10 protein-coding genes are annotated in these 12,610 nt (G+C 67.9%); 4 read left to right on the top strand and 6 right to left on the bottom strand.

Annotated elements, in window-relative coordinates; genetic code table 11:
- Window positions 1-61: 61 nt before the first annotated feature.
- Together AC1DER_RS03180 and AC1DER_RS03175 are read right to left on the bottom strand one after the other, a co-directional pair.
- Window positions 62-1,534 (bottom strand): amino acid permease, encoded by a 1,473-nt coding sequence (locus tag AC1DER_RS03180; protein ID WP_477247127.1) that lies wholly within the window; start codon window positions 1,532-1,534, stop codon window positions 62-64.
- 154 nt (window positions 1,535-1,688) lie between these two features.
- Entirely contained in the window at window positions 1,689-2,696 is a 1,008-nt protein-coding gene (locus AC1DER_RS03175; RefSeq protein WP_477247129.1) for a hypothetical protein, read from the bottom strand.
- Between the two features lie 214 nt (window positions 2,697-2,910).
- On the opposite strand from AC1DER_RS03175, the gene AC1DER_RS03170 reads away from it, so the two are divergent.
- A complete protein-coding gene (locus tag AC1DER_RS03170; protein ID WP_477247154.1) occupies window positions 2,911-3,432 on the top strand; it encodes an NUDIX hydrolase in 522 nt (173 codons plus the stop codon).
- Here the strand turns inward: AC1DER_RS03170 and serA are convergent.
- A complete protein-coding gene (gene serA, locus AC1DER_RS03165; RefSeq protein ID WP_477247131.1) occupies window positions 3,426-4,664 on the bottom strand; it encodes a phosphoglycerate dehydrogenase in 1,239 nt (412 codons plus the stop codon). The genes AC1DER_RS03170 and serA overlap by 7 nt on opposite strands.
- Before the next feature lie 123 nt (window positions 4,665-4,787).
- Here serA and AC1DER_RS03160 point away from each other — a divergent pair, with 123 nt between their 5' ends.
- The 3 genes from AC1DER_RS03160 to AC1DER_RS03150 all read left to right on the top strand — a co-directional run bounded on the left by AC1DER_RS03160 (window position 4,788) and on the right by AC1DER_RS03150 (window position 8,479).
- Window positions 4,788-6,173: an FAD-binding oxidoreductase gene (locus AC1DER_RS03160; RefSeq protein ID WP_477247133.1), complete on the top strand. Its 1,386-nt coding sequence runs from the start codon at window positions 4,788-4,790 to the stop codon at window positions 6,171-6,173.
- Window positions 6,174-6,323: 150 nt separating this feature from the next.
- Window positions 6,324-6,626, top strand: coding sequence for a DUF2388 domain-containing protein (locus AC1DER_RS03155; protein ID WP_441815964.1), 303 nt, complete (start codon window positions 6,324-6,326; stop codon window positions 6,624-6,626).
- Entirely contained in the window at window positions 6,623-8,479 is a 1,857-nt protein-coding gene (locus AC1DER_RS03150; RefSeq protein WP_477247136.1) for an Lnb N-terminal periplasmic domain-containing protein, read from the top strand. The genes AC1DER_RS03155 and AC1DER_RS03150 overlap by 4 nt, the downstream gene beginning before the upstream one ends.
- 94 nt (window positions 8,480-8,573) lie before the next feature.
- Here the strand turns inward: AC1DER_RS03150 and yeiP are convergent, their stop codons facing one another.
- The 3 genes from yeiP to AC1DER_RS03135 form a co-directional block, all read right to left on the bottom strand.
- Entirely contained in the window at window positions 8,574-9,140 is a 567-nt protein-coding gene (gene yeiP / locus AC1DER_RS03145) for an elongation factor P-like protein YeiP (RefSeq protein WP_441815966.1), read from the bottom strand.
- Window positions 9,141-9,201: 61 nt separating this feature from the next.
- Window positions 9,202-9,972: an SDR family NAD(P)-dependent oxidoreductase gene (locus tag AC1DER_RS03140; protein WP_477247138.1), complete on the bottom strand. Its 771-nt coding sequence runs from the start codon at window positions 9,970-9,972 to the stop codon at window positions 9,202-9,204.
- Window positions 9,973-10,033: 61 nt separating this feature from the next.
- Entirely contained in the window at window positions 10,034-12,583 is a 2,550-nt protein-coding gene (locus tag AC1DER_RS03135) for a sensor domain-containing protein (RefSeq protein ID WP_477247140.1), read from the bottom strand.
- Window positions 12,584-12,610 lie beyond the last annotated feature (27 nt).

Here is a 12,610-nt window from a genome sequence, read left to right as displayed (position 1 = left end):
GCAGGCTTGAACGAACAAGGCCGGCGGGGTTTCCGCCGGCCTTGGCCAGTGCCTCAGCGGATCAGCGCTGGGCCTTGCGAACCTTGCTGTTACGGTATCCGTAGAAGAAATAGATCGCCATGCCGATCGCAGTCCAGCCGGTCATCAGGTGCCAATGCTCGGAGAACGGCTGCCAGAACAGGTAAAGGCAGGCGGCCGCGCCAAGCGGGCAGATGATGGCGGCAGCCGGCACGCGGAACGGGCGCGGCAGGTCCGGGCGGCTCTTGCGCAGCACCAGCACGCCGATGGAGACGGTGGCGAAAGCGAGCAGGGTGCCCATCGAGACCAGTTCGCCGAGCAGGCCGATCGGCAGGAAGCCGGCCAGCAGGCAGGCGCACACGCCAACGATGATCGTGCCCATGTACGGCGTCTGGAACTTCGGGTGCACCTTGGCAAAGATCGGCGGCATCAGGCCGTCCTTCGCCATCGAGTAGAAGATGCGCGGCTGGCCCATCAGCATCACCAGGATCACCGAGCTCAGGCCGGCAATGGCGCCAACCTCGACGATCAGCTTCAGCCAGCCCAGTGCCGGGTAGGCCTCGAGCGCGGTCGCGACCGGCTTGGGCGTGCTCAGCAGGTGGTACGGCACCAGGCCGGTCAGGACCAGGGCGACGATGATGTAGATGATCGTGCAGATGACGAGCGAGCCGAGGATGCCGATGGGCATGTCGCGCTGCGGGTTCTTGGCTTCACCGGCCGCCGTGGAGACCGCGTCGAAGCCGATGTAGGCGAAGAACACCACGGCCGCACCGCGGATCACGCCTGACATGCCGTACTTGCCCGGACCTTCGTTCTCCGGGATGAACGGCACCCAGTTGTCCGGGTTGATGTAGCTGGCGGCGAAGGCCACGAACAACACGATGACCACGACCTTGATCGCCACGATCACCGAGTTGACCATCGCCGACTGGGTGATGCCGACGTAGCACAGGCCACTGAGCGCGGCGACGATGAACACCGCCGGCAGATTGATCAGGCCGCCGGTGTAGACGATGCTGCCGTCGACGACATTGAGCGGCGCGGCTGCCAGCGAGACCGGCAGGGCCACGTGGAAGTATTCGAGGAAACTGTTGAGGTAGCCCGACCAGCCGACCGCGACGGTCGATGCGGCGAACATGTACTCGAGCACCAGGTTCCAGCCGATGAACCAGGCGACGAACTCGCCCAGCGTGGCGTAGGAGTAGGAGTAGGCGCTGCCCGAGACCGGCATCATCGCGGCGAACTCGGCGTAGCACAGGCCGGCGAGGGCGCAGGCGAAGCCGGCGATGATGAAGCTCAGGACGATGGCCGGGCCGGCGTGCTCGGCGGCGGCGTGGCCGGACAACACGAAGATGCCGGCGCCGATGACGGCACCGATACCCAGCATCACCAGTTGGGTGGCGGTCAAGGAGCGCTTGAGGACGACCTCGCCTTCCAGGCTGCCTTCTACGGGCTCACCGGCATCGACGTGCCCGGCGGGCTCCACCGGCTTGGTGATGAAGAGGTTTTTGAACATCTGATTCCCCTGAAATGTGAGCTGCCACCCATTCAGGCGGCGAATGAAACGTATGGGCCGTGGGGGGCGGGCCACCTTAACCCACGCGGGAAAGGAGCGGCAAGCACGAAACGTCATGCCCCTGCGGTATACGCGAACGGCTTGCGGGCGTCCTTCAGAACACCAGGTTGACCGCAACCTGCGGCGAGACGATCGCCGCACTGTTGCGACCATCGAGCGACACCAGCGCGCCAAAGATCACACCGGCGCTGCCGGACCAGTGGTACTCGGCGGCGGGCGCGACCGACACCCGCCAGGACGATGGCAGGGTCTGGTCGACGACCCCGGCGGTGCCACGGCCGCGGATGCGGGTGCTGTCCTCGTACTCGTACACCACGTCGGAGGCCAGCACCCAGCGCGCGTTGATGCTGTACTCGGCGCCGAGGTTGGCGACCATGCCGTGGCCGAGCTCGGCGCTGCCTTCGAAGCTGGCCGGTGTCGCATAGGCGCTTTCGCCGCGCAGGCCGGCGTGCGCACCCGGGATGCGAAAGGCGAGGCCGGCACGGCCGCGCAGGTTGCTGCGTGGCAGGAAGTAGGCCTGGCCGTCGAGCGCGAGCGTGGTCGAATTGGCGCCGCTGCCGGTGGGGCCGGGCACGCGGCGCACTTCGAGCCGGTCGTGCTGGCCGGTGGTGAGGTTCTGCCGGACCGAGCCGGTGAGCTTGGTCTTGTGCGGGCCGCTGCCCTCGGCGAGCAGCCAGGATGCGGACACGCGGGTATCGCCGATGGTGAGGCGGCGCCCGCCCTGCGTGGGTGCATAGGATGCGTTGAGCGTGACTGCCAGGGTCAGGCGGTCGGTGGCGCCGTACTGGATGGGGACGGCGATCTGCCAGTCATCGGAGACGCCGGCACTGTCGCGCCGGTTCCCGTCGGCGTCGTAGCGGCCGGTGACCTGGGTGTTGATGAGGTAGGGCTCGATGTTGAGCAGGCCCTTGGGCAGGGGCGGTGCCGAGCTGACCAGCGGACCGGTGAAGTTGACGTCCTGTTCGTCGGCGCCGGCCTGGGCGTGGACGTTGCCAGCGGCGGCAACAGCTGCGGCGGCGATGAAGATGGGCCAATGCCGGGGACGGCCGTGCTGCGGGCGAAGCGCGAATCGAAGACGGGATTGCAGCGATGATTCGTCCATGAAGTCTCCTGTAAGCCGTGCAGCGAGCGTCTCGCAGCGCGGTGCAGCACAGGAATGAGAAACGTCTCAATCCTGCAGGAAGGCAATCAGGCAAATCGCGAGCAAGGTCCTCTAAAATGCGTGCATCCCGTGTGGGCAATTCCAGGCAAATACTTTGAGCAGCGAACATCAGGCCAACCGCAGCGACACTGCAATCGCTTCGCTCAGTGCGCACATGGCGGACTACACCGCGCGCTGGCCGCAGGAGGCCGAGGTCGCCAGCGACTTCGCCAGCTTCCTGGCCTCGGCCGACACCGTGTTCGAGCGCATCCATCTCAGCGGCCACTTCACCGCCTCGTCGTGGCTGGTCGACGCCAGCGGCACGCGCGTGCTGCTCACCCATCACCGCAAGCTTGAGCGCTGGCTGCAGCTCGGTGGCCATGCCGACGGCGATCGCGACCTGGCGCGGGTGGCGCTGCGCGAAGCCGAGGAGGAGTCAGGCCTGACCGGCCTGGAAGTGGACGCGCAGATGTTCGACCTCGACCGCCACTGGATCCCCGAACGTGGCGACGTGCCGGGCCACTGGCACTACGACGTGCGCTACGTGGTGCATGCGCGCGGCAGCGAGGACTATGTGGTCAGCGACGAGTCGCACGACCTGGCGTGGCGGTCGATTGAGGCGATCCTGGCCGATCCGGGCAGTGACGAGTCGATGCAGCGCATGGCGCGCAAGTGGCTTGCGCGCAACGCTCAATAGAGGATTCGCACCCGCAGCGTGCCCGGGATCCGCGCCAGCTCATCGCGTACCTGGGCCGCCTGCGCCTGCGTCGCGGTGACATCGATCACCACGTAGCCGACCTTGGGATGGGTGCGCAGGAACTGGCCGTCGATGTTGACGCCCAGGCGCGAGAACACATCGTTGACCTGCGACAGCACGCCGGGCACGTTGCGGTGGATGTGCAGCAGCCGCAGGCTGCCGGTGTGCTCGGGCAGGGTCACTTCCGGGAAATTGACCGCCGAGAGCGTGGAGCCGTTGTCGCTGTAGCGGATCAGCTTGGCCGCCACTTCCAGGCCGATGTTGTCTTGCGCTTCCAGCGTGCTGCCGCCGATGTGCGGGGTCAGGATCACGTTGTCGACGCCGACCAGCGGCGAGACGAAGGCATCGGCGTTGCCCTGCGGTTCGACCGGGAACACGTCGACCGCGGCGCCGCCGACCTGGCCCGATGCCAGGCCCGCGGCGAGCGCGTCGATATCGACCACGGTGCCGCGCGAGGCGTTGATCAGGTGCGCACCGGGCTTCATCCTCGCGACCTGCGCGGCGCCGAACATGCCCTGGGTCGCGGCCGTCTCCGGCACGTGCAGGGTGACGATGTCGCTGCGCGATAGCAGGTCGTCGAGGCCGGCGGAAGCGCGCGCGTTGCCCAGCGACAGTTTGGTTTCGATGTCGTGGAAGATCACCTGCATGCCCAGTGCCTCGGCGATCACGCCGACCTGGGTGCCGATGTGGCCATAGCCGACGATGCCCAGTGTCTTGCCGCGTACCTCGTGGCTGCCGGCGGCCGACTTCGACCAGCCGCCGCGGTGGCACTGCGCGTTCTTCTGCGGGATGCCGCGCATCAGCATGATCGCCTCGGCCACGACGAGCTCGGCGACGCTGCGGGTGTTGGAGTAGGGCGCGTTGAAGACCGGGATGCCGGCCAGCTCGGCGCTGTCGAGGTCGACCTGGTTGGTGCCGATGCAGAAGCAGCCGATGGCGATCAGCCGGCGCGCGTGCGACAGCACGTCGGCATCGAGTTGCGTGCGCGAGCGGATGCCGATGATGTGCGCCGCGGCGATCTCCTGCCGCAGCAGTTCCGGCGGCAGAGATTTGTCGTAGGTCTGGATCTGCGAGTAGCCGGCGTTGCGGAAACTCTCCACCGCGGTCGGGGCGACCCCTTCCAGCAGCAGCACACGGATGTCGGACTTCGGGTACGAGGTCTGCAGGCTCACGATGCGTCGGGTGGGTGGCGAGGGCGTTTGAATATGTCAGAAATCGATCGTGTTTGCTGCGATGCATCACTGGCGCCAGGTGGCCGCTGCTGGCACCCTACCGACTCCCTCCAGGGCCCCCTCATGACCGAATCGCTCAAACGCCTTGCTGCCCGCGCTCCCGGCCTGCGCCTGAGCACCGATCCGGGCGACCTGGAGCACTACGGCCGCGACTGGACCCGGCGCTGGACGCCGGCGCCGCTGGCGGTGGCCTTGCCGTCGTCGGTCGAAGAGGTGCAGATGGTCCTGCGCTGGGCCAACGAAGAAGGCGTGGCGGTAGTCCCTTCGGGCGGGCGCACCGGACTGTCCGGCGGCGCGGTTGCCGCCAAGGGCGAGCTGGTCCTGAGCCTGGAGCGGATGAACCGGGTCCTGGCCTTCGATGCCATTGACCGCACGCTGAACGTGCAGGCCGGCATCCCCCTGGAAGCCGTCCACAACGCCGCCCGCGAGCACGGCCTGGCCTACCCGGTGGATTTCGCCGCGCGCGGTTCGTGTTCGATCGGCGGCAACATCGCCACCAATGCCGGTGGCATCCGCGTCATCCGCTACGGCAACACCCGCGAGTGGATCGCCGGCCTGGCCGTGGTCACCGGCAAGGGCGACCTGCTCGAGCTCAACCGCGGCCTGATCAAGAACTCCAGCGGCTACGACCTGCGCCAGCTGATGATCGGCTCGGAAGGCACGCTCGGCATCGTCGTCGAGGCGACGCTGCGCCTGACCGATCCGCCGCCGCCGACCAACGTGATGCTGCTGGCGCTGCCGTCGTTCGAAGTGCTCATGCAGGTGTTCGCGGCATTCCGCGAGCGGCTGGCGCTGGAGGCCTTCGAGTTCTTCACCGACCGCGCGCTGCATCACGTGCTCGCGCACGGCGCGCAGAAGCCGTTCGACGAGGTGCATCCGTTCTACGTGGTCACCGAATTCGCGATCGGCGACGAGCGCAGCGAAGCGGCGGCCATGGCGGCGTTCGAGTATTGCCTGGAGCAAGGCCTGGTCAGCGACGGGGTGATCAGCCAGAGCGATGCCCAGGCCGCGCAGTTGTGGCGGCTGCGCGAGGGCATCACCGAAAGCCTGGTGCGCTGGCGTCCGTACAAGAACGACGTGTCGGTGCGGATCTCGGCGATGCCGGCGTTCCTGGCCGAAACCCAGGCGCTGCTCGGCCGCGAGTACCCGCAGTTCGACGTGGTCTGGTTCGGCCATATCGGCGACGGCAACCTGCACATCAACGTGCTCAAGCCCGAGAGCATGGAAGACGCCGAGTTCGTCGGCCATTGCGAGCAGGTGACCAGGTTGCTGGCGCAGGCACTGGAGCGCCATGGCGGCAGCATCTCCGCCGAGCACGGCATCGGTCTGGTCAAGAAGCCCTACCTGCTGGGCACGCGCAGCGAAGCCGAAGTGGAGGTCATGCGCGGCATCCGCCGGGTGCTGGACCCCAATGGCGTGCTGAATCCGGGCAAGCTGTTCGATCCGTGACCACGCGGCAATCGCGCCACCGCAGCGCGACGCCAGACGAGCCATCGTGAATGTCCGTTATCGTCGCGTGAATGGCCGTGCTTCAGCGCCAGCCACAGCGGGTAATCTTGGCGGCCTGTCCCCCCATGTCACCCTTGCCTGGAGCCGCCGATGAAATCCCCCGCCATCCTGCTGTCCATTGCGCTGCTCGGCGCCACCCCGGTGGCCATGGCCTCCAGTTTCGCCGGCACGTCCGCCGGCGGCAGTTCCGCCTCCAGCGCCAGTTCGGATTCGTCCTCGGGCGACGACAAGATCGTGCTGGCCGCCCGTGACGACGCCGCCAGTTTCGTCGCCAGCGATGGCGCGATCCGTGGCGCCCAGCTCGAATCGGCACTGCGCCATCTGCGCGAGCATGTTCCGCAGACGCGCCAGGCCAGCGACATCGAACTGGCAAAGGCCATCCTCGCACTGTGAACCGTGGCGGCGGCCGAGCGCGACTCGTCCGCTTCGCGGCCTGTGCAGCGCTGGCACTGTGCGCCGGACAGGCGCAGGCGGCGATGCAGCTGCAGCTCGACTCGCGCGGCCTCAGCGCGCCCGAGGTCATCGCCACGCAACAACTGATCGCGCAGGCACAGGCGCACCTGCCGCCAGCCGTGCAGGCCGCGCTGGCCCGGCCGATCGCGGTGCGCTGGAGCCAGAACCTCGATGCCGCCGTGAGCGGCCACGCCGCCCGCGAAGACATCGTGCTCAATCGCGCGCTGCTTTCTGCAATGACAGGCGGAGATGATTCCGGCGCGGACGATCGCGCGCTGGCGACGCTGATCCACGAGCTGGCACACCTCTACGATCGCATCGCGCCGGGTGGACGCCTGTCGCGCGATCCGCGCCTGCTCGACCTGGCGGGCTGGCAGGTCCGGGCGACCGGCGTGGGTACGCAGCTGGCCGGTCGGCGCGAGAACCGCTTCGTCGATCGCAGCCCGGACCGCTATGAACTCACCGCGCCGAAGGAATTCGTCGCGGTCAACCTCGAGTACTTCCTGCTCGATCCGGGATACGCCTGCCGGCGCCCGGCGCTGAATCGCTACTTCACCGCCAGGGTCGGCCCAGCGCCGGCGATGACAGCGAGTGACGTGCAATGCGCGCCGGACTTCGCCTACGTCGACGCCGGTGACGGCGGAGACGAGGCGCTCGCAACCCTGGACCCGCGACGGGTCTATGCAGTGGACTATCTGCTGGCCGACAGCAACGACCAGATGATGAGCCGCTGGGGGCACAGCATGCTGCGCCTGGTGGTGTGCGCGCCCGGGCGCGTACCCGGACCGGAGTGCCGGCTCGATCTGAGCTATCACCTGGTGCTGTCGTTCCGTGCATTCGTCGATGACGTGCAGTTGTCGAGCTGGCGCGGGCTGACCGGCCGCTATCCGTCGCGGCTGTTCGTGCTGCCGCTGACCCAGGTCGTCGATGAGTACACCAAGGTCGAGCTGCGCGGCCTGCGCTCGACGCCATTGCGCCTGCAGCCCGATGAGATCGCCGGACTGCTCGAGCGCGCCGCACTGCTGCATTGGAGCTACGACGGCCGCTACTACTTCCTCAGCAACAACTGCGCGGTGGAAACCTACAAGCTGCTGCACGACGGCGTGCCACGCCTGGCCGATGCCCGCCTGGGCAGCATCACCCCGACCGGCGTGCTGCATCGGCTCGAACGTGCCGGCATCGCCGACGCTTCGGTGTTCGACGACCCGGCGCAAGCGTTGCGCCTGGGCTATCGCTTCGAGTCGTTGCGTGCGCATTTCCAGCAGCTGTATGACGTGGCGAAAGTGCGGCTCGGCCTGCCGCAGGCGCGGGTCGAGGACTGGATGGCGCTCGATCCGGGGCAACGCCGGCCCTGGATCGGTCGCACGGATCTACGCAGCGGGGCGGCATTGCTGCTGCTCGAGCAGGCCGCCCAGCGAAGGCAGCGACTGCAGGTGCAGGAGGCGTTGAAGCGTCGGTACCTGGGCGCGCACGCACAGCCGGCGGAGCTGGCCGTGCTGCAACGCCTGCTGCAGGAGGGCGCGTATCTGGGGCGTCCGGCGCAACTGCTGGAAGGTCCCGGCTACGGTCTTCCCCAGGCGCAGGAGCGCGAGGCTCTTGCGGTCGAAAGTGGCCAGCACCGCACCCGGCTGAAGCAGTTGCGGGCGGATGTGGAGGAGGGCGCGCGCGAACTCATGACGCCGCCGCAGCGGACATTGCTCGATGGCATCGCCGCCAACAGCGATCTGCTGGGCCAGCGCCTGCGCGCATTGCATGCGGCCGAAGGCGGTATTCGCCTGCCCTCAGGCCAGTGACCGCCATCCCGGCGAAAGCCGGGATCCACGTTGCTCTGCGGGAGAACCAAAGTGCAGATGGGTCCCGGCTTTTGCCGGGACGACGGGCAGCGGGTCAGTCGGCGCGGCCGGCGAACTCGCCGGTGGTGGTGTTCACCAGCACGCGCTCACCGTTGCCGATGTACTCCGGCACCATGATCTCGATGCCGGTCGACAGCTTGGCCGGCTTCGGACGCTTGGTCGCGGTGCCGCCCTTGAGTTCCGGCGGCGTCTCGATCACTTCGATGGCCACGCTCTGCGGCAGCTGCAATGCGACCGGCGCGTCGTCGATGATCTGCACGTAGCAGCCGCTCAGGTCGGCCACGATGTAGCCGGCCAGGTCGCCGACGACATCGGCGTCGAGCGTGTACGGGGTGTAGTCCTCGTCGTCGAGGAACACGAACGCTTCGCCGTCCTTGTACGAGTACGTCGCCTGGCGGCGGCTGAGCTCGACTTCCTTCATCTCGTCCTCGCCGCCCATGCTGACGTCGAGCTTGGTGCCGCCCGGCACGCTGTACATGGTGAAGCGGAACTTGACGTTGCCGCCACGGCCCTGCGGCGAGCTGCGCTCGATGTCGCGGATCTGGTAGACGGCGTTGTTGTACTCGACAACGTTACCCTTCTTTACGTCGTAGGCTTTCATTGCTGGACCTTTGTCTGATGCTGTGCGTGCGCCGCGTGCAATGCGCGGTCGCCGGTGGGGGTTACTTCGGCGCCAGGCGCGTCGCGCCATCGAGACGGATGGTCTCGCCGTTGAGGTAGGTGTTGCGCAGGATGTAGGCGACCAGGTCGGCAAACTCCTCCGGCTTGCCCAGGCGCGACGGGAACGGAATCGTCGCGGCCAGCGACTGCTGCACCGATTCGGGCATGCCGTCGACCATCGGCGTCCAGAACACGCCCGGGGCCACGGTCATCACGCGGATGCCGAAGCGCGACAGCTCGCGCGCCATCGGCAGGGTCATGCCGACCACGCCGCCCTTGGATGCCGAGTACGCGGCCTGGCCGATCTGGCCTTCGTAGGCGGCGACCGATGCGGTGTTGACGATCACGCCGCGCTCGCCGTCGACGCCGGCCTCGTTGTGCTGCATCAAAGCGGCGCAGGCCTTGGCGACGTTGAAGCTGCCGACCAGGTTGACCATCACCGTGCCCTGGAACTGCGCCAGCGGCATCGCGCCTTCCTTGCCCAGCACGCGACCGGCGCCAAGGATGCCGGCGCAGTTGATGGTGGCGTTGAGGCCGCCCAGGAACTCGTTGGCGGCGGCGACATTGGTGGCCACGTCCGCTTCGCTGGTCACGTCGGTCTTGAAGTAGCGGGCCTTGTCGGCGCCCAGCGCGGACACGGCGGCAGCGCCCTTGTCGTCGTTGACGTCGAACAGGGCGACTTTGGCGCCCTGGGCGACCAGGTGCTGGGCGACGGCGAGGCCAAGGCCGGAGACGCCGCCAGTGACGATGGCGCGGACAGTATCGAGTTGCATGGGGCAGGTCCAGGGACGCGGAAAGGCGGGATTTTACCGCGGGAGCGGGGCCGCAGTGGCCTCAGCCGCGGCCCATCGCCACCGTCCGGTAGACCAGCTTCAGCTCATCGGGCATCAATCCCGGCGCGAACAGGAACCCCTGGCCGATCGTGACCCCGAGTCTGAGCAGGAACTCCCGGTGTTCCTCGGTCTCCACGCCCTCGGCGACCAGCGCCAGGCCGAGGCTGCGGGCGATGCCGGCGACGGCCTGGCAGACGGCGACGTCGGACTGGTTGTCGGGTACGCCCTGGACGAACAGCTGGCTGAGCTTGAGGCCGTGGATCGGCAACCGGCGCAGGTAGTTCAGCGCGCTGTAGCCCTCGCCGAAATCGTCGATCGTCAGCATCACGCCCATTTCGCGCAGGGCGGCGAAGGTGCGCAGCGTGTCCGGTGCGTCCTCGATCAGCACCCGCTCGGTGAATTCCAGTTCCAGCGCGCCGCCGGGCAGGCCGTACTCGGCCAGCGCCGAGCTGACGCTGCTGGCCAGGTCTTCGCCGAGGAACTGGCGGTACGAGACATTGACCGCCACGCGCGGCACGGCCAGTCCGCCTTCCTGCCATTCGCGAAGTTGCCGGCAGGCTTCCTGCAGCACCCAGTCGCCGATGCCGACGATGTCGCCGGTGGTCTCGGCGTGGTCGATGAACTTGTCCGGACGGATCTCGCCCAGGGAATGGTTGCGCCAGCGGATCAGCGCTTCGGCGGCAACCATCGCGCCGGTGGTCAGGTCCACCTGCGGCTGGTAGACGAGATGGAATTCCTCGTTGTTGACCGCGCGCCGCAGGTGCGTCTCCAGCTGCAGGCGATGCAGTTGCTGTTCGGCCAGCTCCGGCGTGAATGCCTGCCAGCCGTTGCGGCCGCGGCGCTTGCTGTCGTACATCGCCACGTCCGCGCTCTGGATCAGCTGCTGCGAGCGCACGCCATCGAGCGGCGCCTGGGCGATGCCGATGCTGGCGGTGATGCTGAACTCCTCGCCGTCGAGGCGGAAGCTGTCGCCGAAGATCTCCAGGATCGAGTCGGCCAGCCGCTCCGGGCGCGTGGGATCGCTGCCGGTGTCGCAGATGATCAGGAACTCGTCGCCGCCGAAGCGCGCGATCAGTCCTTCGCTGCCGATGGCGCGCTGGATGCGCCGCCCGGCCGAGGCCAGCAGGCGGTCGCCCGCGGCGTGGCCCAGGACGTCGTTGACGACCTTGAAACGGTCCAGGTCGACGTACAGCACCGCCAGGGTGTCGCGCAGCGGATCGTCGAGGCGGCTCTCCAGTTCGGCCAGCACCGCGTCGCGGTTGAGCAGGCCGGTGAGCGGGTCGCTGCGCGCCTGCACGCGCAGGGTTTCCTCGTCGTGCTTGCGCTCGGTGATGTCCTGCAGTGTGCCGGTCAGGCGCGAATTGAGCGGGTCGGCGGCGTCGGCCTCGCCGATCACGCGCAGCCAGAAGCCGCGGCCATCGGCACGGTTGCCCTGGACTTCCAGGTCGAGGTTGCGGCCGAACGAGACCGCCTGGCCCAGCGCCGCGCGCAGTCGCTCGCGGTCGTGCGGGCGCAGGCAGGCGAGCATGCCCTCGATCGTCGACGGTGCCGGACGGTGGCCGAGGATGCGTTGGGCCTCGTCGGTCAGGTAGAGCCGGTCCGGGCCGACTTCCCATTCCCAGCCACCGATGTGCGCCATCGCCTGGGCGCGGTCGAACAGCGTGCTGTCGCGCTTGAGCGTGGTGACATCGGAGAACAGCGAAAGCACCTGGTGCGGCTTGTCGCCGCCGGGTGGAAACTGCGGCACGGCGGTGACCGACAGCCACATGAGCTGCTGCCTGGCGCGGTGGAACAGGCCCAGTACGGTGGTTTCGCAGATGCGACCGGTGTGCAGTGCGCGGTGCGAGGGGTACAACTCCGGCGGCAGCTGGCGACCACGTTCGTCGACGACCATCCAGTTTTCTTCGCGCAGCGCATCGTTGACCGATTCGTCCTCGCCGACGCCGAGGATCTTCATCGCGGCGACGTTGGTGTAGACGATCTGCAGGTCGCCGTCCTGGATGAGGATGCCGCGATCCATCGCTTCCATCAGCTCGCGATAGCGCAGCTGTCCGGTCAGCCGGCTGCTGAGGTCGCGCGCGACGGCGACCATCGCCTTGCGGCCGTCGTACTCCAGCGGCCCGGTATGGACCTCCACCGGAAAGCGCGTGCCATCGGCGCGCATGTTGGTGACCTCGACCATGTAGCTGCCGCCACGGTTGAGCGTCTCCAGCACCGGCACCATGTGGTCCTGCGGCAGGTCCGGGTTGATGGTTTCGATCGGCTGTCCGACCAGTTCCTCGCGCGGGCGTCGATACGATTCGAAGCCGGCACGGTTGAGATCGAGCACCGTGCCGTCATAGGCAATGATGCTGACCGGGTCGGGCAGGGCGTCGAACAGGGCGCGATAGCGGGCGCGTTCGGCGTCGACGTCCGCGCCACTTCCGATCAGTGCCTGGCGCGCCTGTTGCAGCAGCGAGCGCGTGGTTTCGGACAGGTCGCCGTCGCGCTCCAGCGCGGCGTCGATGGCCGCCAGTGTTGCCGCCGCATCCACCGCCGCCACCGAATCCACCCTTCCAGGTGGTGACGTGGGCGTGGC

It is taken from the genome of Lysobacter sp. 05T417 (genome assembly GCF_056396405.1).
This window is presented reverse-complemented; position numbering and strand designations above follow the sequence as displayed.

What these genes read in the sequence shown, in the direction of transcription:
- AC1DER_RS03160 (WP_477247133.1), top strand. Translation starts at nt 4,788, where the DNA reads ATGACCGAATCGCTCAAACGCCTTGCTGCCCGCGCTCCCGGCCTGCGC.
- AC1DER_RS03175 (WP_477247129.1), bottom strand. Translation starts at nt 2,696, where the DNA reads ATGGACGAATCATCGCTGCAATCCCGTCTTCGATTCGCGCTTCGCCCG.
- yeiP (WP_441815966.1), bottom strand. Translation starts at nt 9,140, where the DNA reads ATGAAAGCCTACGACGTAAAGAAGGGTAACGTTGTCGAGTACAACAAC.
- AC1DER_RS03140 (WP_477247138.1), bottom strand. Translation starts at nt 9,972, where the DNA reads ATGCAACTCGATACTGTCCGCGCCATCGTCACTGGCGGCGTCTCCGGC.
- AC1DER_RS03180 (WP_477247127.1), bottom strand. Translation starts at nt 1,534, where the DNA reads ATGTTCAAAAACCTCTTCATCACCAAGCCGGTGGAGCCCGCCGGGCAC.
- AC1DER_RS03155 (WP_441815964.1), top strand. Translation starts at nt 6,324, where the DNA reads ATGAAATCCCCCGCCATCCTGCTGTCCATTGCGCTGCTCGGCGCCACC.
- AC1DER_RS03170 (WP_477247154.1), top strand. Translation starts at nt 2,911, where the DNA reads ATGGCGGACTACACCGCGCGCTGGCCGCAGGAGGCCGAGGTCGCCAGC.